Raw genomic sequence first — 21,560 nt, 5'->3', positions numbered from 1 at the left:
TCAGAACAGCTGTATCAGGCGCCGTTGCTTAACGACTCCAGGTATTCCCAACGTTCGAAAGCGACTTCCAGCTCCTGTTCAGCCTGGGCGAGTGAATCCAGTACAGGCTGGGTCACATCATGGGGCTGATTGAAGAAGTTAGCATCGGCAACCTGCGTCTGATACGTTTCAAGACGGGCTTCCAGCTCTTCCATTTTCTTCGGCAGTTGTTCGAGTTCACGCTGCAAATTGTAGCTTAACTTAGCCGCAGGTTTTTTTGCGGCGTCGGTTTTTGCGTTTTCCTGACGCGGCTGCGCACTGGTTGATTTTGCGCTGGCGCGGTTTTGTTTATAGGCACTACGCTGAAGCTGCGCATCGTGGTAGCCGCCAACAAACGCACCGATTTCACCATTGCCTTCAAAGATCCAGCATTCGGTCACGGTGTTATCAACAAACTGACGATCGTGGCTCACCAGCAGAACGGTGCCCTGATAACCATCAACCAACTCTTCCAGCAGCTCCAGCGTTTCCACATCGAGGTCGTTGGTCGGTTCATCGAGGATCAGCAGGTTGCTTGGCTTAAGGAACAGACGTGCCAGCAACAGGCGGTTACGCTCACCACCCGATAATGCACGCACCGGCGTCATCGCGCGTTTAGGGTGGAACAGGAACTCCTGCAGGTAGCCCAGCACGTGGCGCGGCTTACCATTTACCATCACTTCCTGTTTACCCTCTGCCAGGTTGTCCATGACCGTGCGGTCCGGGTCCAGGTCAGCGCGGTGCTGGTCAAAGTAGGCGACTTCAAGCTTGGTGCCAATATGCACGCGGCCGCTGTCAGCTTTGAGCTCATCGAGCATCAACTTCAGCATGGTCGTTTTGCCACAGCCGTTAGAGCCGATCAGGGCAATTTTGTCACCGCGTTGTACCTGGCGGGAGAAATCACGCACCAGTTGTTTACCACCCACCGCATAGCTGACGTTTTCCAGCTCGAAGACAATCTTGCCAGAGCGTGAAGCCTCTTCCACCTGCATATTGGCTTTGCCCATCACTTCACGGCGATCGGAGCGTTCGCGGCGCAACGCTTTAAGCGCACGAACACGCCCTTCGTTACGTGTGCGGCGCGCTTTGATGCCCTGACGGATCCACACTTCTTCCTGCGCCAGTTTGCGATCGAATTCGGCGTTCTGCATTTCTTCAACACGCAGCGCTTCTTCCTTGCTGGTCAGATACAGATCGTAATCGCCTGGCCAGGAAACCAGCTTGCCACGGTCCAGATCAACAATGCGCGTTGCCATGTTGCGAATAAACGAACGGTCATGCGAAATGAAGATGATGCTGCCCTGGAATGTTTTCAGGAACGTTTCCAGCCAGTCGATAGTTTCAATATCGAGGTGGTTAGTGGGCTCATCCAGCATCAGCACTTTCGGATTGCTGACCAGCGCGCGCCCAAGCGCAGCTTTACGCAACCATCCACCGGATAATGAGGACAGCTCAGCATCCCCATCCAGGCCGATTTGTTGCAGCACATCGTGAATACGGCTTTCCAGCTGCCACAGATTTTGGTGGTCAAGAATGCCCTGTAAGCGCGCCATCTCATTCAGGTTTCTGTCGCTCGGATCATCCATCACTTTATGCGAGATCGCGTGATAGGCTTTCAGGTGTTCTGCCTGTTCTTCCACACCTTCCGCGACAAAATCATACACCGAGCCCTGCACATTACGTGGCGGATCCTGCTGGAGGCGTGCCACCACCAGGTCCTGCTCATAAATAATGCGCCCATCATCCAGCGGTTGTTCGCGGTTGATGATCTTCATCAGGGTGGATTTACCCGCCCCGTTACGGCCAACCAGACAAACACGCTCGTTTTCTTCGATGTGCAGTTCAGTGTTATCCAACAGCGGCGCATCGCTGAATGAGAGGTAAGCGCCATGAATACTGATTAGTGACATAAAAACTTATTCCTTACCGGCGTGAGTGATCAGCCAGCAGTTGTGAATTTGACGATTACGGGCAAAATCCTGCGACTGTGTTTTCGCAGTGATTTCAGTAGCAGCCAGGCCAAGAGCTTCCAGGCCGGCAGAATCCATTTTGAAGCCGCGTTTATTGTTGGAGAACATTACGGTGCCCCCTTTACGCAACAGACGCTTCAGATCTTTCATCAGATCAAGATGATCGCGCTGCACGTCGAAACTCTCTTCCATACGTTTGGAGTTAGAGAACGTCGGCGGGTCGATAAAGATCAGATCAAACTGTTCATCCGCATCACGCAGCCAGCTCAGGCAGTCTGCCTGCATCAGACGGTGCTGACGCCCGGACAAACCGTTGAGACGCATATTGCGCTCGGCCCATTCGAGATAGGTTCGCGACATATCGATCGTGGTCGTGCTGCGCGCGCCTCCCAGACCGGCGTGAACGCTGGCGCTGCCGGTGTAGGCAAACAGGTTCAGGAAGTCTTTCCCTTTACTCATCTGCCCCAGCATTTTGCGGGCAACACGGTGGTCGAGGAACAGGCCAGTGTCGAGATAGTCCGTCAGATTAACCCATAATTTGGCGTTAAACTCACCAACTTCAAAGAAATCGCCCTTCTCGCCCAGTTTCTGATACTGATTTTTCCCTTTCTGTTTTTCACGGGTTTTCAGCACCAGTCGGTTAGCTGGCAGTTCGAGCACGCTGAGGGTTGCGGCAATCACATCAAATAGACGCTGACGCGCTTTGGCTGGCTCGATGGTTTTCGGCGCCGCATATTCCTGCACCACAACCCAGTCGCCGTAGCGGTCGACCGCCACATTGTAATCGGGCAGATCGGCATCGTAGACGCGGTAGCATTCAATCCCTTCCTGACGCGCCCATTTATCCAGTTTCTTGGTATTTTTGCGCAACCGGTTGGCGTAGTCTTCTGCCAACTGGCCCGCAGCGGCACCGGTCGGATTTTCCGCCAGCTGGTAGTTTTTCTGCACGCAATCCAGCGGGCCGTTCTTCGCTTTAAACTGGCGATCGGCACGCAATTGCAGGCAGCTCAGCAGCTCAGGTGAGGCACTGAACAGAGACAGGTTCCAGCCACCAAAATGCGTTTTCATAATACGGCCCAGCTGACCGTGCAGCGCAATCAACGCAGGTTCACTGTCCAGGCGCTCGCCGTACGGTGGGTTACTCAGCACCGTACCGGTCACACCCTGCGCCAGCGGGTTGGTCAACTTCAGCACATCCTGGGTCGTGAACTCAATGAGGTCAGTCAGCCCGGCGTTACGGGCGTTGGCGCGGGCACGTTCGATCACCCGGGAGTCATTGTCATAGCCGTAGAAGCGCGACGTGGTTTCCTCCAACCCTTTACGGGCGCGTTCGTGTGCTTCGCGCGTCACATCGCTCCACAGGGACTGATTAAACTGGCTCCAGCCCGTAAACCCCCAGTGTTTACGTTGCAGCCCAGGCGCACGATCGCTGGCGATCATCGCGGCTTCAATCAGCAAGGTCCCGGAACCACACATCGGATCCACCAGCGGCGATCCCACCTGCCAACCGGATCGCTGCACGATGGCCGCTGCCAGGTTCTCCTTCAACGGAGCCTGACCGGTCTGTTGGCGATAGCCGCGCTGATGCAGGCCGTCCCCGCTCAGATCCAGGGCAATGCTGGCCGTATCTTTATTCAACCAGACGTTAACGCGAATATCCGCCTGTTCGCGATCAACATTCGGGCGCGGCAGGTTTTTACGGGTAAAGCTATCAACGATAGCGTCTTTCACTTTCAACGCGCCGTACTGGCTATTACGGATCACCTCATTCAATCCGCTGAAATGCACCACGAAGGTTTGGTCGCTGCCAAACATGGCTGGCCAGTCAATCGCCTGCACCCCGAGATAGAGATCGAGGTCGCTGTAAACGCCGCATTCGGTTAGCGGCAGCAGGATACGTGAAGCCAGTCGGCTCCACATCAGACTCTGATACATCAGACGATCATCGCCCTGGAAATGTACGCCGCCCTGGACCACCTGGCAGCCTTCGGCCCCCAGCGCTTCCAGTTCACTTTTTAACAGCTCTTCGAGCCCACGCGCCGTACTGGCAAACAGAGAATTCATAGCGTCACTTATCGTCATCAGAAATTGCTGCGCATTATAGCTAATCATGACGTCATGTCATAAAGTTAGCGTTTATTACTGCAAAAACCCTGTAAATAGCAGGGGTCCGCGGTGGGCGCAATGGAGAATCGCCATGATCAGTCTGTCTCGTTTATTTGTTCATCCGGTTAAATCAATGCGAGGGATGCAGGTTTCCCATGCACAGGCGCTGAGCAGCGGTCTGGCCTTCGACCGTATCTTTATGCTGACCGAACCCGATGGCACCTTTATTACCGCGCGGCAATATCCTGAAATGGTGCTGTTTACCCCGGCGCTGATCGTCGACGGGCTGCACCTGAGTGCGCCGGATGGCAGCAGTGCGACCGTGCGCTTTGAGGATTTCCTCACGGCCCCTGCCCCAACCGAAGTCTGGGGTAGCCAGTTCACCGCGTTAATCGCCCCCGACACGATTAATCAATGGCTGAGTGATTTTTTCCCGCGCCAGGTTCAGTTACGCTGGGTCGGCCCGGAGATGACCCGCCGGGTAAAACGCTTTGACGAGGTTCCGTTAGGATTTGCTGACGGTTACCCGTTTCTGCTGGTCAATGAGGCCTCTCTGCACGATCTGCAACAACGATGTCCGGCCGGGGTGCGAATGGAACAGTTTCGCCCCAACCTGGTGGTCAGCGGTGCTGCCGCATGGGCGGAAGATAGCTGGTCGTCATTACGTATCGGGGAAATTATCTTCGATGTGCCGAAACCCTGTAGCCGCTGCGTGTTAACCACCGTCAGCACGCAATATGGCCGTAAACATTCGGGCGGCGAACCGCTGAATACCTTGCAAGGGTTTCGCAGTGCGCTGGATGGAAGCGGTGATATTGATTTTGGCCTGAACCTGGTGGCACGCAGCAGCGGTGTCGTTCGCGTGGGCGATAAAATTGAAGTGTTAACCAGCCATACGCCACGCGCTTACGGTGCAGGACGCGTAACAGAAACGCTGGAGGTTGCCACCGTTGCGACCCGCGATGTGGCCATTCACTGGCAGGGCCAGCATTTTACTGGTAACAATCAACAGGTATTGCTGGAACAGCTGGAGCTTCAGGGCATTAAAGTGCCTTATTCCTGCCGCTCAGGCATCTGCGGAAGTTGCAAAGTCACACTGGTCAGTGGGGAAGTGAAAGCGATGAAAAAAGGGGCGATACGTCAGGACGGCAGCGTATTAAGCTGTAGCTGTATTCCGGCGGGCGATGTGGTGCTGCGCTAATAGCAAGCGCGGTGACTTACACCGCGCGTGCGAAGCGAATACCATCTGCACTGGCGTGAGGAAGCAGGCGATCATGCATAATTTTAATCGCATCACCCAATACCATTCCACGACCAGCAACGGTTAACTGCGCCTGCGCCAGCAGGCACAGTGCGGCGCTGTCACCAGACTCTACCACCAGCAGACTTGCCGATTCACCGCTGTCAGAGACCTTGACGTTAACCAGTTCACCGTCAGCCGGACGCCAGCTTCCCTGGATATAGCTGTCAAAATGCCAGCTTTTAGGCATCAATGGTTTCAGGAAACGCGTGGCCACCAGCGCATTCAGCACCAGCTCTGCTCGCTGATCGGCATTCAATTGCGTATCACGGCAACGTTCGTCAAAGGTGAAAAACAGTGCAGCATCATCAACACAGAAACCGGAAACATCAAAAGCATCAGGCGTTAACATTTTGCGCGGGAAGCGGGAACGAAATAACATACCGTCCGCCAGGTCGAGCATCATACGGTCATGTTCTTCGTCGAAAAACCAACGCCAGTTATCGTCTGGTTTTATCCTCATGATGGTTCCTGTATTAATACTTAGTTACAAGTAGCCGGAAAGCATATTCCTTTTCCGGAAACCAGAGGCTTCGTTAACGCACTCAGCTCGCTCTGTAAAATGTTAATATTGCCTAAACAGAACAAAATATAAACGAGACAGCGCCGAAAATAAAGCCCCTGGCATATTTAACGCTAAATTAACCTAGAGATAAGTCACAATTTCTTTTATCAAAGGCGGACCTTTGTAAATAAATCCAGAATATATTTGCACCAGCGAAGCACCCGCGGTGATTTTTTCGCGCGCCGAAACCAGTGAATCAATCCCACCGACGCCAATAATTGGGATGCGTCCCTGTAATTCCAGCGCCAGACGGCGAACGATTTCGGTGCTGCGCAGCTGTACCGGACGGCCGCTTAATCCACCCGCTTCTTCCGCGTGCTTTAATCCTTTTACCAGCTCACGATCGAGGGTGGTATTGGTCGCAATCACGCCATCAATATTGTGGCGCACTAAACTGTCGGCCACCTGGATCAATTCTTCTTCAGAAAGATCCGGTGCGATCTTAACCGCCACTGGAACATATTTATGATGGATCTGTTGAAGATCGTTTTGACGGATTTTAATCGCCGCCAGTAAATCATCCAGCGCTTCGCCGTATTGTAAAGATCGTAAACCCGGAGTGTTCGGTGAAGAGATATTGATGGCGATGTAGCCGGCATACGGATAAATCTTATCCATGCAGGTTAAATAATCGTCTTTCCCCTGCTCTACCGGCGTGTCTTTATTCTTGCCAATATTAATGCCGAGGATGCCGTCGAAGTGGGCTTTTTTAACATTCTCTACCAGGTTATCAACGCCCAGATTATTGAAGCCCATGCGGTTGATGATCCCTTCCGCTGCAACAATACGGAACATACGCGGCTTATCATTGCCCGACTGAGGGCGCGGCGTCACGGTACCAATTTCAATGGAACCAAATCCCATCGCACCAAATGCATCAATGCATTCACCGTTTTTATCCAGACCTGCGGCCAGGCCCAGTGGGTTCTTAAAAGTCAGTCCCATGCAGGTCACAGGCTTAAAAGGGAGCGACTGACGGATCAGCCCCATCAGCGGGGTGCCGGAGATACGCTTCAACTGCTGCAAAGTCAGGTCATGCGCGCGCTCAGGATCGAGCTGAAACAGCGCCTTACGAACGAAAGGGTAATACATGGTCACTCCTGAGGTCCCGATGGAAAATCGGGGTCGTATTATCCGGGTTTCAGGGGATAAAGGGAAATGACCTGGCGCAAAAGCGGGCCTGAATCGACGGTTTTTTTACTTCATCAAGACCGTTATGCCGCGCTATATGTGCAAACTGGCAAAAATATGCCGGATAAATCATTTAAGCGTCCAAACGCGCTCTGTCAGGATGAGCCATCGGTTCTTGAATTTCGTTTATCAATAACTTTTGGTTATAAGGAGAGGTTATGCGCGTTATTACTCTGGCGGGAAGCCCCCGTTTTCCTTCACGCTCCACCGCACTACTGACCATTTGCCAGCATGCGCTGGAAAAACGCGGCGTCGAGGTTATCCCGTGGAATCTGCATAACTTCAATCCCGAAGATTTATTGTATGCCCGCTTCGACTCCCCCGCCCTGCTGGCCTTAAAGGAAGACCTCGAATCGGCTGACGGGTTGATCGTCGCAACCCCTGTCTATAAGGCATCGTTTGCCGGGGCATTGAAAACGCTGCTTGACCTGCTGCCAGAACGTGCGCTGGAACATAAAGTGGTGTTACCGCTGGCAACAGGGGGCACCGTAGCCCATCTGCTGGCCGTCGATTACGCACTGAAACCCGTTCTGAATGCACTGAAAGCGCAGGAAGTGCTGCACGGCGTTTTCGCTGACGACACGCAGATCAGCCATTACGACCGGACGCCTGAACTCTCTCCGATTCTGGCTGAGCGCCTGGCAGAGTCGATCGATACCTTCTGGCATGCACTTGCCCGCCGCCATCAACCTCTGGCTGCTGCCGTCTGAAAAGGTGACCGTCTATGACATTGTTTGCTCGCGTATTTAGCACCCTGCTGATAACCGGGCTGCTGGCCAGCCAGGCGATTGCTGCTGACGCCATCCCGGCCCCCGACCAGGTCCGTATTGGTTACCAAAAAGGCTCGGTCAGTATGGTGCTGGCGAAATCCCACCAGCTGCTGGAGAAGCGCTTCCCGCATACCACCATTAAATGGGTAGAGTTCCCTGCCGGGCCACAGATGCTGGAAGCATTAAACGTCAACAGCATTGACCTTGGCAGCACCGGCGACATCCCGCCGATTTTCGCTCAGGCCGCTGGCGCGGATCTGTTGTATGTCGGTTCCGAACCGCCAAAACCACGATCTGAAGTAATTCTGGTGCGTGAAGACAGTCCATTGAAAACCGTGGCAGACCTGAAGGGCCATAAAGTGGCTTTTCAGAAGGGCTCAAGCTCCCACAATCTGCTGTTACGTGCTTTAAAAGAGGCCGGACTGGGTTTCAATGATATTCAGCCTGCGTTTCTGACGCCTGCGGATGCCCGCGCCGCTTTCCAGCAGGGAGATGTTGACGCCTGGGCAATCTGGGATCCCTATTACTCTGCGGCCATCCAGCAGGGCGGCGTGCGCGTGCTGAAAAACGGCGATACGTTAAACCTGACCGGCTCGTTCTACCTCGCAACTCGCCCGTTCACCGAGAAAAATGGCGTGTTCCTGCAACAGGTTCTGGATACCTTTAGCCAGGCCGATGCCCTGACGCGCAGCCATCGCGAACAGAGCGTGGACCTGCTCTCAACGGCGATGGGTCTGCCAAAACCGGTCATCTCGACCTATTTCGATCATCGCCCGCCAACGGCCATTACCCTGGTCAGTGAGAAGACAGCACAGGCGCAGCAGCAAACTGCCGATTTGTTTTACACCAGCAAGCTGATGCCGGTGAAAGTCGATATTTCCAGCCGCATCTGGCATGGCCCATCACCCCATTGATTGAGGAATAACACAATGAGTCTTTCCGTATTCTGGTTTCTTCCCACTCACGGTGATGGTAAATATTTAGGCACCAACGACGGTGCACGCCCGGTGGATCATGCTTACCTGCAACAAATCGCGCAGGCTGCCGATCGCCTGGGATTTGGCGGCGTGCTAATCCCGACCGGCCGCTCCTGTGAAGATGCCTGGCTGGTTGCCGCTTCGCTGATCCCGGTCACCCAGCGTCTGCGCTTCCTGGTGGCACTGCGCCCCGGCGTGATCTCGCCCACGCAGGCTGCTCGTCAGGCGGCCACGCTTGACCGCCTCTCTAACGGCCGCGCACTGTTTAATCTGGTCACCGGGGGCGATGCGGAAGAGCTGGCGGGAGATGGCGTGTTCCTCGATCACCGTGAGCGCTATGCAGAGTCTGCCGAGTTTACCCGCGTCTGGCGCCGCGTGCTGGAAGGCGAAACGGTTGATTACGAAGGGAAGCATGTTCATGTACGTGGCGCGCGTCTGATGTTCAAGCCGGTTCAGCAACCCCGTCCCCCACTGTGGTTTGGCGGATCGTCTGATGTCGCGCAGGATCTGGCCGCCGAACAGGTTGATGTCTATCTGACCTGGGGCGAACCGCCTGAGCAGGTCAAAGAAAAAATTGCTCAGGTGCAGGCGAAAGCCGCGGCATTAGGGCGTAAAGTGCGTTTTGGTATTCGTCTGCATGTGATTGTGCGTGAAACCAATGAAGAGGCATGGCTGGCCGCTGACCGTCTGATCTCGCATCTTGATGATGCGACCATTGCCAAAGCGCAGGCCGCACTGGCGAAAACAGATTCTGTTGGCCAGCAGCGAATGGCTGCCCTGCACGGTGGCAAACGTGACCAGCTTGAGATCAGCCCGAATCTGTGGGCAGGTGTGGGCCTGGTCCGCGGCGGTGCCGGCACCGCATTGGTGGGTGATGGCCCGACGGTGGCGGCTCGTATGCAGGAATATGCCGATCTCGGCATTGAGACCTTTATTCTTTCCGGCTATCCGCACCTGGAAGAAGCGTATCGCGTGGGCGAATTGCTGTTCCCGCATCTGGATCTTAATGTCCCTTCGATCCCGCAACCGCAGATCGTTCAGGCGCACGGGGAACATGTTGCGCATGATTTTGCCCCACAAAAAGTATCGCAAAGTTAGAGGTGGAGAATGAGTAAGACCCTTAATCGTATCGGCAATGGCCTGCTGCCGTGGGCGCTACCAATTCTGCTGGTGGCGGTATGGCAGTTAGCCTCACAAATGGGCTGGCTTTCAACGCGCATTTTGCCGTCACCGGAAGCCATTGTGGTGACCTTCTGGAAGCTGTCTGCCAGCGGTGAACTGTGGCAACACCTGGCGATCAGCAGCTGGCGTGCGGCGATTGGTTTCAGCATCGGTGGGTCGATTGGTCTGATACTGGGGTTGATCACCGGTATGTCACGTCTGGGTGAGCGCCTGCTCGATACCTCCGTGCAGATGCTGCGCAACGTGCCTCATCTGGCGCTGATCCCGCTGGTGATCCTGTGGTTCGGCATTGATGAATCCGCCAAAATCTTTCTGGTCGCGCTGGGTACGCTGTTCCCGATTTACCTGAATACCTATCATGGTATCCGTAATATCGATCGGGGGCTGGTGGAGATGGCACGCAGTTATGGTCTGTCTGGCTGGAGTCTGTTTATCCAGGTGGTGTTGCCGGGTGCCCTGCCCTCCATCATGGTCGGTGTGCGTTTTGCACTGGGCCTGATGTGGCTGACGCTGATCGTCGCCGAAACCATTTCAGCCAACTCCGGCATTGGCTACCTCGCGATGAATGCCCGTGAGTTTTTGCAAACCGATGTGGTGGTGGTGGCGATTATTCTTTATGCCCTGCTGGGTAAACTGGCTGACGTCAGCGCTCAGCTGCTGGAGCGTGTCTGGCTGCGCTGGCATCCGGCGTATCAACTAAAAGAGTAAAACGCATGAGCTAATTAAACACGTCTCCGGCGCGTCTTAATGCCGGTACGCCACTGGTGATCAATGGTGTCAGCAAGCAATACAACCAGCGCACGGTACTGAATAACATCGACCTGCATATTCCCTCGGGTCAGTTTGTCGCCGTCGTGGGCCGTAGTGGCTGCGGTAAAAGCACCCTGTTACGACTGCTGGCCGGGCTGGAGAAAGCCAGCAGTGGCGAGCTGCTGGCCGGCAGCGCATCGCTGAATGAAGCACGGGAAGATATTCGTCTGATGTTCCAGGATGCGCGCCTGCTGCCGTGGAAAAGCGTGATCGATAACGTTGGCCTTGGCCTGAAAGGCAAAGCCTGGAAAGAGCAGGCGCTGGCGGCACTGGATGCCGTTGGTCTGGCAGACCGTGCTAAAGAGTGGCCTGCTGCATTGTCTGGCGGACAAAAACAACGCGTGGCATTGGCGCGAGCCCTGATCCACCGCCCTGGCTTGCTGCTGCTGGATGAACCACTCGGTGCGCTGGATGCCTTAACCCGTATCGAGATGCAGGATCTGATTGAATCGCTTTGGCAACAGCATCACTTTACCGTGTTGCTGGTGACCCATGACGTCAGCGAAGCGGTGGCGATGGCTGACCGGGTTCTGCTGATTGAAGAAGGGAATATCGGGCTGGATCTGCTGGTTGACCTGCCGCGCCCACGCCGTAAAGGATCGGTGAAGCTGGCGGAACTGGAAGCCGAGGTGCTCGACCGCGTGATGAAACGTTCACCCGTCCAACACAACCGCCATTATGCACATGGCTAAAAAATAAAAATGGGCGAAGATAGCGCCCATTTTTTTGTTTATCACTGACCGCTTTTATCAGGCGTTCAGCGCCTTGGTGATCTTCTCGAACAGATCGCCGGACAGCTTATCCAGCCCTTTCAACTGCTCCAGAGCCTGGCGCATCAGCGCCTGACGGCCTGCATCATAACGCTTCAGACGAATCAACGGCTCAATCATGCGCGCCGCAACCTGTGGGTTACGGGTATTCAGATCGCTAAGAATTTCGACCAGGAACTGATAACCGCTACCATCCGCCGCATGGAACGCCGATGGGTTTGCCGAGACAAAGGCGCCAATCAGTGAGCGAATACGGTTCGGATTGCTCAGCGTAAAGGAACGGTGATGCAGTAGTGCGCGCACCTGCGTCAGCACATCGTCAGCCGGGCTGGTCGCCTGCAGGGCAAACCACTTATCCATCACCAGACCATCCTGATGCCAGCGCTCATCGAAATCAGCGAACAGCGCCGTACGGCAAGGAAGCTGCGCGGCCATGGCAGCCGACAGGGCCGCCACGGTATCCGTCATGTTGTTAGCATGGTGATACTGTGCGCTGACCAGCTTATCGGCCTGCGCCACATCCGCAAAGGCCAGATAGCTCAGGCAGACATTCTTCAATGTGCGCTTACCGATATCCGCGTGCTCAATGCGATATTCCGGGGTCTGGCTGGCGTAATACACCGCCAGCAGCTCATCTTCCAGCTCGGTTGCCAGCGTACGCACCAGCGCCTCACGCACAACGGCGTTTGCCTGCGGGTCAATGATGTCGAACAGTTCGGCAATCTCATTTTCACTCGGCAGAGACAAGATCAACGCCATCAGCGCCGGATCGCTGGACTCCGATAACAAAACGGCACGGAATGCATCCGCCACGTGCAAGGGTAGCGACAGCGGTTGCCCCTGCTGCTGGCGGACCACGTTAATTTTGATGTAGTTCGCCATCAGGCTCTGCGCCGCATCCCAGCGGGCAAAGTCATTGCGCGCATGACGCATCAGGAAAGTGAGCTGCGCATCGCTCCAGTTGTAGTCCAGTTTCACCGGCGCAGAGAATTCGCGCAGCAGGGAAGGCACAGGCTGGAAGTAAACCTTATCAAAGACGAAAGTCTGGAAAGACTCAGTGACGTTGAGTACATGATGCACCGGATGGCCATTATGCTGTAACGGAATGACCTGCCCCTCCCCATCGTACAGCTCAATATCCAGCGGAATATGCAGCGGAAGCTTCTCTTTCTGATCGGCGGTTGGCGGCGTCATCTGAGTCACATGTAACGTGTACTGTTCCAGCTCAGGATTGTAGTCATCACGGATGGACAACACGGGCGTACCCGACTGGCTGTACCAACGGCGGAACTGTGACAGGTCAACATTGGAAGCATCCTCCATCGCCTGAACAAAGTCATCACAGGTCGCTGCACTGCCATCATGGCGCTCGAAGTAGAGCTGCATGCCTTTCTGGAAGTTTTCTTCACCAAGCAAGGTGTGCAACATGCGAATCACTTCAGAACCCTTCTCATACACCGTCAGGGTGTAGAAGTTGTTCATCTCGATCACCTGCTCAGGACGGATCGGGTGCGCCATCGGGCTGGCATCTTCAGCAAACTGTGAACCGCGCATCACACGCACGTTATCAATGCGGTTGACCGCACGCGAACCGAGGTCAGAACTGAACTCCTGATCGCGGAACACCGTCAGTCCCTCTTTCAGACTGAGCTGGAACCAGTCGCGGCAGGTGACGCGGTTACCGGTCCAGTTGTGGAAGTATTCATGACCGATAACCGCCTCAATCCCGAGATAGTCTTTATCGGTGGCGGTTTCCGCTTTGGCCAGCACGTATTTGGAGTTAAAGACATTCAGCCCTTTATTCTCCATCGCCCCCATATTGAAGAAGTCGACGGCGACAATCATAAAGATATCGAGATCGTACTCCAGGCCGAAACGCTCTTCATCCCACTTCATACTGTTTTTCAGCGAGGTCATCGCCCAGTCCGCACGGTCAAGGTTGCCCCGATCAACGAAGATTTCCAACGCGACATCACGGCCAGAACGGGTGGTGAAGCTGTCACGCAGCACGTCGAAATCACCGGCCACCACGGCAAACAGATAGCAAGGTTTCGGGAACGGATCCTGCCACTTAACCCAGTGGCGGCCATCCTCCATATGCCCGGCATCAACGCGATTACCGTTAGAAAGCAGGAAAGGATAGTGCGTCTGTTCTGCAATAATGGTGGTGGTAAAACGCGCCAGCACGTCGGGACGGTCGAGATACCAGGTAATATGACGGAAACCTTCCGCTTCACACTGGGTACATAGCGCTTCGCCTGATTTGTACAGACCTTCAAGCGCGGTGTTTTTATCCGGATGAATGTCATTGACGATTTTTAACGTGAAGGACTCAGGCAGCTGTTGTAACACCAGTGCCCCTTCTTCCTGCCGATAATGCGGCCAGGGCTGATCGTCGACATGCAACGAGATCAGCGTCAGGTCTTCGCCATCCAGGCGCAGTTCGGCGCCACTGGCCCCCAACCGTTTAATCTGGCTGATGGCGGTAACCTGCGTGGTACTGGCATCGAGATTAAACGTCAAATCAATATCGGTAATGGTGTAGTCAGGCGCACGATAATCATGGCGATTTTTGGCTTGTGGCAGTTGCGTCATAAGTCCTTCTCACGTCGATAATTAGTTAACCTTTTCAAGTCTATTCCTGTTATCACCAGGTTGCCACGTTGAATCACTGCCAATTGCGGCCTTTGCCATAAAAGAAGACATTTCATTAACAATCGCACGTATTTACCTCGACCTCTCCGTCTGAATTGTGCTGTGATTGGGTTCACTAAATATCTATTCGAGTTATACTCCTGCGACTTTTTCTTCATTTGAACCAGGGATAACGCTCTTCGCCAGAGGATGCTGAAACGCACCATGACACGACACGCTTCCCCGATTTTGACGACGCTGCTCGATACCGATGCCTACAAACTTCATATGCAGCAGGCGGTATTCCATCGGTATTACGATGTGACTGTTGCCGCCGAGTTTCGCTGCCGGGGTGACGACATGCTGGGTATTTATGTTGATGAAATAAAACAACAAATCGAAACCATGTCCGCATTAACGCTGACCGAAGATGAATTCACTTATCTCTCTGGCCTGCCGTTTTTCACCCCGGATTATCTCAACTGGCTGCGCAGTTACCGCTATGACCCCGCTCAGGTTCGCGTACGTAACCACCAGGGCAAACTGGATATCCGCATCAGCGGGCCGTGGCGTGAAGTGATTATGTGGGAAGTCCCGCTGCTGGCGCTGATCAGCGAAGTGGTGCATCGCCATCGCTCACCGCAGGTTACGCCAGAAATGGCCGTCAGCCAGTTGAAGAATAAGCTGGCGCAGTTTAAAGCGCTGACCGCCGATCTCGATATGTCACGCTTTCGGCTGATGGATTTCGGTACACGTCGCCGTTTCTCACACGATGTTCAGTTGGCGATCGTCAGTACACTGAAACAGGATTTCCCGTGGCTGGTTGGCTCCAGTAATTACGAGATGGCACGTCAGCTGGATATCATGCCGGTTGGCACCCAGGCTCACGAATGGTTCCAGGCCCATCAGCAAATTAGCCCGGTGCTGGCCAACTGCCAGCGCGCTGCACTGCAATCCTGGCTTGAAGAGTACCCGAACCAGTTAGGTATTGCCCTGACAGACTGTATTACTATGGATGCCTTCCTGCGTGATTTCGGCCTTGAGTTTGCCAGCGCTTATCAAGGACTGCGCCACGACTCTGGCGATCCGCTGGAATGGGGTGAAAAAGCCATCGCACATTATCAACAGCTGGGTATCGACCCGCTAAGTAAAACGCTGGTATTTTCCGACAACCTCGATCTGGAAAAAGCGGTGGAGCTTTACCGCCATTTCGGTCAGCGTATTAATGTTATTTTCGGCATTGGTACCCGCCTGACCTGCGATATTCCGCAGGTTAAACCGCTTAATATCGTGATTAAGCTGGTGGAGTGTAACGGCAAACCCGTTGCTAAACTGTCGGACAGTCCGGGTAAAACCATTTGCCAGGATAAAGCCTTTGTTCGCGCCCTGCGCAAAGCCTTCGACCTGCCGCTGGTCAAAAAAGCCAGCTAGCATCACTGGCCGACCGAAACAGAAGGTCGGCCACTCCGCTTTATGCCTGTCTTAATTTATAGGAATACCTCAGGGGTCGGCACACGTGTCGGCCCCAGATTCCCTCTTCTTCTAAAGAAATCTGCCTTTATTGCCGGAATTTCGCTTGTTTATCATCGCCCGGCAAGTAACATAGCAAGACCCTAAATTCGGGGTAATTCATTCAGATTAATAGTGAGAGACTTATATGAGCGTTGTGCCTGTAGCGGATGTACTGCACGGCCGGGTCGCGGTTGACAGCGAAGTCACCGTACGTGGTTGGGTGCGTACACGAAGAGATTCAAAAGCCGGTATTTCCTTTATCGCCGTTTATGACGGTTCCTGCTTTAATCCCGTTCAGGCTGTCGTTAATAATTCTCTGAATAATTATCAGGAAGAAGTATTGCGCCTGACTACCGGCTGTTCGGTGGTTATTACCGGTAAAGTGGTTGAATCTCCGGGGGAAGGTCAGAGTTTTGAAATTCAGGCCACCCACGTGGAAGTCATCGGCTGGGTTGATGACCCGGATACTTACCCAATGGCCGCTAAGCGCCACAGCATTGAATACCTGCGTGAAGTGGCCCACTTGCGCCCGCGTACCAACCTGATTGGCGCCGTCGCCCGTGTGCGCCATACGCTGGCACAGGCACTGCACCGTTTCTTCGATGAGCAGGGCTTCTTCTGGGTGTCTACGCCGCTGATCACCGCGTCCGATACCGAAGGCGCTGGCGAAATGTTCCGCGTATCCACGCTGGATCTGGAAAACCTGCCGCGCACGCCGGAAGGTAAAGTTAATTACGACGAAGATTTCTTCGGCAAAGAAGCGTTTCTGACCGTATCAGGCCAGCTTAATGGCGAGACCTATGCCAGCGCGATTTCCAAAATCTACACCTTTGGCCCAACCTTCCGTGCGGAAAACTCCCACACCAGCCGTCACCTGGCGGAATTCTGGATGCTGGAGCCGGAAATGGCCTTCGCCAACCTGGAAGATAACGCCGCCCTGGCAGAAGCCATGCTGAAGTACGCGTTTAAAGCGGTACTTGAAGAGCGCGCTGATGATATGGCCTTCTTCGCCGAGCGCGTAGACAAAGATGCCATTTCGCGCCTCGAGCGTTTTGTGACTACCGATTTCGCACAGGTAGATTACACCGAAGCCGTTGAGATCCTGCTGGCGTCAGGCCAGACGTTTGAAAACGCCGTCTCCTGGGGTATTGACCTTTCCTCTGAGCACGAACGCTATCTGGCAGAGAAACACTTCAAAGCACCGGTGGTGGTAAAGAACTACCCGAAAGATATCAAAGCTTTCTATATGCGTTTGAACGATGATGGCAAAACCGTTGCCGCGATGGATGTTCTGGCACCAGGAATTGGTGAGATCATTGGTGGTTCTCAGCGTGAAGAGCGTCTGGATGTGCTGGATGCGCGCCTGGCCGAAATGGGCCTGAATAAAGAAGATTACTGGTGGTACCGCGACCTGCGTCGTTACGGTACGGTCCCACATTCAGGTTTCGGACTAGGTTTCGAACGATTAATCGCCTATGTCACCGGTGTACAAAATGTAAGGGATGTTATCGCCTTCCCACGTACCCCACGCAACGCGACGTTCTGATTTCTGCATTAAATATAAGAAATTCATATATATACTAAGGTCAGCCTCGCTGGCCTTTTTTTATTTTTGTAAATTTAGAGTTGGTTCACAAAGTTCCGTGAATTTTACATTTTGTAATACATATTTTCTCTTTGTTACCAGAATAAGAGATTAGTAGCATTTTCGGGCTAGATTAACCAGGCTGCGAATGGAAAGATGCGTGCAGACACAGGAAGACACCAAACTCTCATCTTGGTTCTGTAAAGAATTATTGACGGCAGTGGCAGGTGTCCAAATAACTCCAATGAGGGTAATAACAAAATGATGAAGCGCAACATTCTTGCAGTAGTGATCCCAGCACTGTTGGCTGCTGGTGCCGCTAACGCAGCAGAAATCTATAACAAAGATGGCAACAAACTGGACCTGTACGGTAAAGTTGATGCGCGTCACTCTTTCTCTGATAACACTAGCGAAGACGGTGATAAATCTTACGTTCGTTTTGGTTTCAAAGGTGAAACCCAGATTAACGACCAGCTGACCGGTTACGGCCAGTGGGAATACAACATCCAGGCCAACGTTGCTGAAAACCAGGGGACTTCAGGTTCTAAAACCCGTGTTGGCTTCGCTGGTCTGAAATTTGCTGAGTTCGGCTCATTCGACTACGGCCGTAACTACGGTGTTGGTTACGACCCACTGGCATGGACCGACGTGCTGCCTGTATTTGGTGGTGATTCTGGTTACAACGATAACTTCATGGTTGGTCGTTCTAACGGTCTGGCTACCTACCGTAACAGCAACTTCTTCGGTCTGGTTGATGGCCTTGACTTCGCTCTGCAATACCAGGGTAAGAATGAGTCAGGCAGCCGCGACCCACGTGATTCAAACGGCGATGGTTGGGGTTCTTCTGTAACCTACACATCTCCAGTTGGCGTAGCAGTAACAGCCGCTTACTCCAAATCTGATCGCACTGAGACTCAGCAGACTGGTATTGGCGACGGAAAATCTGCAGAAGCCTGGTCTACTGCTGTTAAGTATGACGCGAACAACGTTTACCTGGCCGCAATGTACGGTGAAACCCGTAATTCAACCGCTATCATTTCTTCTGACGATAACTACCTGGGTGCAGTTAACAAAGAGCAGAAATTCGAAGCTGTTGCTCAGTACCAGTTCGACTTCGGCCTGCGTCCATCCCTGGCCTACGTACAGTCTAAAGGCAAGGACATCGAAACTATCGGTGACCAGGATCTGTACAAGTACATCTCTGTTGGTAGCTACTACTACTTTAACAAAAACATGTCCACCTATGTTGATTACAAAATCAACCTGCTGGATGAGAACGATTACACCCGTGCAACCGGTACCTCTACCGACAACACCGTTGGTGTTGGCCTGGTGTACCAGTTCTAATTGCCATTTAATCTCGACTTCGGTCGCGATTAAAAGTGCATCAAAAAGGGGCTTCGGCCCCTTTTTTGTTTTTATCCCTTCCCCACTCGCTTTCTGCTGTTTTTTTTGATGCAAACGCTTGGTAATTTGCCACTTGTGGCGGTACCCTGAGTCCTCACTTCGCTTTAGACTAAGCTAACGGACTTCGACTATGTTTGAACGTATTGCAGCTGCACCCGCCGACCCTATTCTTGGTTTAGCCGATCTGTTCCGCGCTGATGACCGCACAAATAAGATCAACCTCGGTATTGGCGTGTATAAAGATGAAACCGGCAAAACGCCGGTACTGACCAGCGTGAAAAAAGCTGAACAGTATCTGCTGGAAAACGAAACCACCAAAAACTATCTCAGCATTGATGGTATCGCCGATTTTGGCCGCTGCACCCAGGAGCTGTTGTTCGGAGCAGACAGTGCCCTTATCAGCAACCATCGTGCACGTACCGCACAGACGCCTGGCGGCACTGGCGCACTGCGCGTTGCAGCCGATTTCATCGCCACTCAGACCAGCGCTAAACGTATCTGGGTGAGCAACCCAAGCTGGCCAAACCACAAAAATGTCTTTGCTGCTGCCGGCCTGGAAGTGTGTGAATACAACTACTACGATGCTGCACAGCATGTGCTGGACTTTGACGGCTTGCTAAACAGCCTGAGCGCGGCGCAGGCGGGTGATATCGTGCTGTTCCATGGGTGCTGCCACAACCCCACCGGCATTGACCCAACGGCCGCTCAGTGGGCCCAGCTGGCTGAACTGTCACTGGCGAAAGGCTGGTTACCGCTATTCGACTTTGCCTATCAGGGCTTTGCCCGTGGTCTGGAAGAAGATGCCGAAGGTCTGCGTACGTTTGCTGCCAGCCATCAGGAACTGATTGTATGCAGCTCATACTCTAAGAACTTCGGCCTGTATAATGAGCGCGTCGGCGCTTTCACCCTGGTCGCTGCTGATGCAGCCATCGTGGATACCGCCTTCAGCCAGGTGAAAGCCACCATTCGTGCCAACTATTCTAACCCACCCGCACACGGTGCAGCCGTCGTCGCCACCATTCTCGGCAACAGCGCCCTGCGTGCATTGTGGGAGCAGGAGCTGACAAGCATGCGCGAGCGTATTCAGCGTATGCGTCAGCTGTTTGTGAATACCCTGCAAGAGAAAGGCGCGAAAGGCGATTTCAGCTTTATCATCGATCAGAATGGGATGTTTTCATTCAGCGGCCTGACGAAAGATCAGGTTGTGCGCCTGCGAGATGAGTTTGGCGTCTACGCGGTAAATTCGGGCCGTGTGAACGTGGCGGGGATGACACCTGACAATATGTCTCCACTGTGTGAAGCCATCGTCGCTGTGTTGTAATTTAACCGGTGGGTCTTTCGTTGCCCCACTGCTGAACATTATCGAGATCAAAAAAGCCTGCTTAAGCAGGCTTTTTTATGGCACCAATGCCGATATGCGATTATTGCAGGAACGGATTACTGATTCGTTCACGCCCCAGCGTCGACATCGGTCCGTGGCCTGGAATGAAGGTGACGTCATCCCCCAGTGGCAACAGTTTGTTATGAATAGAGGCTATCAGGTCGCTGTGGCTGCCCTGAGGGAAATCAGAGCGGCCTACACCCCCGCTGAAAATCACATCGCCAGAAACCAGCAGGCGGCCTGCTCGGTCAAAGAACACAATGTGTCCCGGCGTATGCCCCGGGCAAAGCAGCACTTCCAGAGAGGTCTGCCCTACCTGCACAGTCTCACCCTCTTCCAGCCACCGATCGGGGGCCAGAGGAGGACATTCGGCAAAACCAAACATCTGACTTTGTGTCGGCAGGCTATCGAGCCAGAATTTATCGGCTTTATGTGGCCCTACAATCGGTACAGAATAATGCGCGGCCAGTTCAGCAGCGGCACCGACATGATCAAGGTGACCGTGCGTCAACAGTATTTGCGTAAGCTCGATACCCAAGGCTGCCACTTCACGTTTAATTGTCTCTGCGTCGCCACCCGGATCCACCAGCGCAGCTTCATTTGAACCCGTACACCAGATCACCGAACAATTCTGCGAGAACGCAGTGACCGGGATAATATGATAGTCCATAACTCTCCGTTACCGGTCACCACAGGGTGCCGGAATTTCGTTTTACCAGTGCCGAACCGGCCCGGTATCAATATGCACAAAGTTACTACTTGGGTAGTATCCTACACCACCCGCCCGCAGCGAAAGTGCGGCTTTGCGTATATTGCTTAACGAAATTCCTTCAATGTGGAAATCCATCGCCTGCCCCAGCGTGTGGTAGCTATGTTTCGCTACACCGCGGGTATGCGACCGTAATGAGTTATTGGTGCCGAGGGAACGGTAGCCGGAGATCAGCTGTACCGGTTTACGACTGTCGAGCAGCGATTGCAGACGGAAGAGTTGGTCAAAAAGATGGGGATCGATGCTTTTACTTTTATTGGCCCGGTAGTCACGGAAGAAATGATTCAGTCGTGCCAGTTCATCCTTGTCATAGCTTTTACCGTTAAAAAATTCCGTTTTAAGGTTTTCACCGGTATTGAGATTATTAAGCGTCAATACACGCGGGCGGGAAGTTGAAAGCGAGGCAAAAGCCTGCCCGGGGAGCAATGCCACACCGAGCGCCGCGCCGCCTAACGTCAGCCACTTACGGCGATGAGAGTCGAATTTATCCATGAATCAGTATTACCCAGCTAAAGAATTCGGAACAGTGCATTAATTACACCGTTTCGAACCTTACCGGGGGAGAATACCTACGTCAACCCAACAAAAGTAAAACCGGCGCAAAGAGTGACAG

At 53.5% G+C, this 21,560-nt stretch carries 16 protein-coding genes and 1 pseudogene; 10 read left to right on the top strand and 7 right to left on the bottom strand.

Features of this window, described 5'->3' with window-relative positions:
- Positions 1–14 precede the first annotated feature (14 nt).
- Together WH279_RS04290 and rlmKL are read right to left on the bottom strand one after the other, a co-directional pair.
- The gene (locus WH279_RS04290) at positions 15–1,928 is read right to left on the bottom strand and encodes an ABC transporter ATP-binding protein (protein ID WP_133841007.1); all 1,914 of its coding nucleotides are present in this window, start codon (positions 1,926–1,928) and stop codon (positions 15–17) included.
- Between the two features lie 6 nt (positions 1,929–1,934).
- Positions 1,935–4,052, bottom strand: coding sequence for a bifunctional 23S rRNA (guanine(2069)-N(7))-methyltransferase RlmK/23S rRNA (guanine(2445)-N(2))-methyltransferase RlmL (gene rlmKL, locus WH279_RS04285; RefSeq protein ID WP_133841008.1), 2,118 nt, complete (start codon positions 4,050–4,052; stop codon positions 1,935–1,937).
- Between the two features lie 133 nt (positions 4,053–4,185).
- Between rlmKL and WH279_RS04280 the strand changes: the two genes are divergently transcribed.
- Positions 4,186–5,295, top strand: a complete 1,110-nt coding sequence (locus tag WH279_RS04280) for a YcbX family protein (RefSeq protein ID WP_339455113.1) — start codon at positions 4,186–4,188, stop codon at positions 5,293–5,295.
- A gap of 16 nt (positions 5,296–5,311) precedes the next feature.
- On the opposite strand, the gene WH279_RS04275 is transcribed toward WH279_RS04280, so the two are convergent.
- Complete coding sequence (locus WH279_RS04275) at positions 5,312–5,857, bottom strand: cell division protein ZapC (protein WP_200640669.1); 546 nt, start codon at positions 5,855–5,857, stop codon at positions 5,312–5,314.
- A gap of 183 nt (positions 5,858–6,040) precedes the next feature.
- Complete coding sequence (gene pyrD / locus WH279_RS04270; RefSeq protein ID WP_339455112.1) at positions 6,041–7,051, bottom strand: quinone-dependent dihydroorotate dehydrogenase; 1,011 nt, start codon at positions 7,049–7,051, stop codon at positions 6,041–6,043.
- A gap of 257 nt (positions 7,052–7,308) precedes the next feature.
- Between pyrD and ssuE the strand changes: the two genes are divergently transcribed.
- From ssuE to ssuB, 5 genes and pseudogenes are all read left to right on the top strand, one after another.
- Positions 7,309–7,860 (top strand): NADPH-dependent FMN reductase, encoded by a 552-nt coding sequence (ssuE, locus tag WH279_RS04265; RefSeq protein ID WP_133841012.1) that lies wholly within the window; start codon positions 7,309–7,311, stop codon positions 7,858–7,860.
- A gap of 14 nt (positions 7,861–7,874) precedes the next feature.
- A complete protein-coding gene (locus WH279_RS04260) occupies positions 7,875–8,834 on the top strand; it encodes a sulfonate ABC transporter substrate-binding protein (protein WP_339455111.1) in 960 nt (319 codons plus the stop codon).
- 15 nt (positions 8,835–8,849) lie between these two features.
- On the top strand, positions 8,850–9,995 hold the full coding sequence (ssuD, locus tag WH279_RS04255; RefSeq protein ID WP_339455110.1) for an FMNH2-dependent alkanesulfonate monooxygenase: 1,146 nt from the start codon (positions 8,850–8,852) through the stop codon (positions 9,993–9,995).
- A gap of 9 nt (positions 9,996–10,004) precedes the next feature.
- Positions 10,005–10,787 (top strand): aliphatic sulfonate ABC transporter permease SsuC, encoded by a 783-nt coding sequence (gene ssuC / locus WH279_RS04250; RefSeq protein ID WP_339455109.1) that lies wholly within the window; start codon positions 10,005–10,007, stop codon positions 10,785–10,787.
- A 14-nt stretch (positions 10,788–10,801) separates the two neighbouring features.
- A pseudogene (ssuB, locus tag WH279_RS04245) lies at positions 10,802–11,581 on the top strand (aliphatic sulfonates ABC transporter ATP-binding protein); the annotation flags it as partial.
- 57 nt (positions 11,582–11,638) lie between these two features.
- On the opposite strand, the gene pepN reads toward ssuB, so the two are convergent.
- Positions 11,639–14,254, bottom strand: coding sequence for an aminopeptidase N (gene pepN, locus WH279_RS04240; protein ID WP_339455108.1), 2,616 nt, complete (start codon positions 14,252–14,254; stop codon positions 11,639–11,641).
- A 264-nt stretch (positions 14,255–14,518) separates the two neighbouring features.
- Here pepN and pncB point away from each other — a divergent pair, with 264 nt between their 5' ends.
- From pncB to WH279_RS04220, 4 genes are all read left to right on the top strand, one after another.
- A complete protein-coding gene (pncB, locus tag WH279_RS04235; protein ID WP_200640684.1) occupies positions 14,519–15,724 on the top strand; it encodes a nicotinate phosphoribosyltransferase in 1,206 nt (401 codons plus the stop codon).
- Between the two features lie 226 nt (positions 15,725–15,950).
- Positions 15,951–17,351, top strand: a complete 1,401-nt coding sequence (gene asnS / locus WH279_RS04230) for an asparagine--tRNA ligase (protein WP_133841019.1) — start codon at positions 15,951–15,953, stop codon at positions 17,349–17,351.
- Between the two features lie 300 nt (positions 17,352–17,651).
- Positions 17,652–18,737: a porin OmpC gene (gene ompC / locus WH279_RS04225; RefSeq protein WP_339455107.1), complete on the top strand. Its 1,086-nt coding sequence runs from the start codon at positions 17,652–17,654 to the stop codon at positions 18,735–18,737.
- Between the two features lie 190 nt (positions 18,738–18,927).
- A complete protein-coding gene (locus WH279_RS04220) occupies positions 18,928–20,118 on the top strand; it encodes an amino acid aminotransferase (protein WP_339455106.1) in 1,191 nt (396 codons plus the stop codon).
- Positions 20,119–20,218: 100 nt separating this feature from the next.
- On the opposite strand, the gene WH279_RS04215 is transcribed toward WH279_RS04220, so the two are convergent.
- Together WH279_RS04215 and WH279_RS04210 are read right to left on the bottom strand one after the other, a co-directional pair.
- Positions 20,219–20,848 (bottom strand): MBL fold metallo-hydrolase, encoded by a 630-nt coding sequence (locus WH279_RS04215; protein WP_339455105.1) that lies wholly within the window; start codon positions 20,846–20,848, stop codon positions 20,219–20,221.
- Between the two features lie 42 nt (positions 20,849–20,890).
- The gene (locus tag WH279_RS04210; protein ID WP_200640688.1) at positions 20,891–21,439 is read right to left on the bottom strand and encodes a YcbK family protein; all 549 of its coding nucleotides are present in this window, start codon (positions 21,437–21,439) and stop codon (positions 20,891–20,893) included.
- Positions 21,440–21,560 lie beyond the last annotated feature (121 nt).

This window comes from Erwinia sp. MYb375 (genome assembly GCF_037479175.1).
Lineage (GTDB): Bacteria > Pseudomonadota > Gammaproteobacteria > Enterobacterales > Enterobacteriaceae > Erwinia > Erwinia rhapontici.
The sequence above is the reverse complement of the archived record's forward strand: the minus strand, read 5'-3'. Positions and strand labels throughout refer to the sequence as shown.

What these genes read in the sequence shown, in the direction of transcription:
- WH279_RS04290 (WP_133841007.1), bottom strand. Translation starts at nt 1,928, where the DNA reads ATGTCACTAATCAGTATTCATGGCGCTTACCTCTCATTCAGCGATGCG.
- ssuE (WP_133841012.1), top strand. Translation starts at nt 7,309, where the DNA reads ATGCGCGTTATTACTCTGGCGGGAAGCCCCCGTTTTCCTTCACGCTCC.
- pepN (WP_339455108.1), bottom strand. Translation starts at nt 14,254, where the DNA reads ATGACGCAACTGCCACAAGCCAAAAATCGCCATGATTATCGTGCGCCT.
- WH279_RS04215 (WP_339455105.1), bottom strand. Translation starts at nt 20,848, where the DNA reads ATGGACTATCATATTATCCCGGTCACTGCGTTCTCGCAGAATTGTTCG.
- pncB (WP_200640684.1), top strand. Translation starts at nt 14,519, where the DNA reads ATGACACGACACGCTTCCCCGATTTTGACGACGCTGCTCGATACCGAT.
- ssuC (WP_339455109.1), top strand. Translation starts at nt 10,005, where the DNA reads ATGAGTAAGACCCTTAATCGTATCGGCAATGGCCTGCTGCCGTGGGCG.
- WH279_RS04280 (WP_339455113.1), top strand. Translation starts at nt 4,186, where the DNA reads ATGATCAGTCTGTCTCGTTTATTTGTTCATCCGGTTAAATCAATGCGA.
- WH279_RS04275 (WP_200640669.1), bottom strand. Translation starts at nt 5,857, where the DNA reads ATGAGGATAAAACCAGACGATAACTGGCGTTGGTTTTTCGACGAAGAA.
- WH279_RS04260 (WP_339455111.1), top strand. Translation starts at nt 7,875, where the DNA reads ATGACATTGTTTGCTCGCGTATTTAGCACCCTGCTGATAACCGGGCTG.
- ompC (WP_339455107.1), top strand. Translation starts at nt 17,652, where the DNA reads ATGATGAAGCGCAACATTCTTGCAGTAGTGATCCCAGCACTGTTGGCT.
- rlmKL (WP_133841008.1), bottom strand. Translation starts at nt 4,052, where the DNA reads ATGAATTCTCTGTTTGCCAGTACGGCGCGTGGGCTCGAAGAGCTGTTA.
- asnS (WP_133841019.1), top strand. Translation starts at nt 15,951, where the DNA reads ATGAGCGTTGTGCCTGTAGCGGATGTACTGCACGGCCGGGTCGCGGTT.
- ssuD (WP_339455110.1), top strand. Translation starts at nt 8,850, where the DNA reads ATGAGTCTTTCCGTATTCTGGTTTCTTCCCACTCACGGTGATGGTAAA.
- pyrD (WP_339455112.1), bottom strand. Translation starts at nt 7,051, where the DNA reads ATGTATTACCCTTTCGTTCGTAAGGCGCTGTTTCAGCTCGATCCTGAG.
- WH279_RS04220 (WP_339455106.1), top strand. Translation starts at nt 18,928, where the DNA reads ATGTTTGAACGTATTGCAGCTGCACCCGCCGACCCTATTCTTGGTTTA.
- WH279_RS04210 (WP_200640688.1), bottom strand. Translation starts at nt 21,439, where the DNA reads ATGGATAAATTCGACTCTCATCGCCGTAAGTGGCTGACGTTAGGCGGC.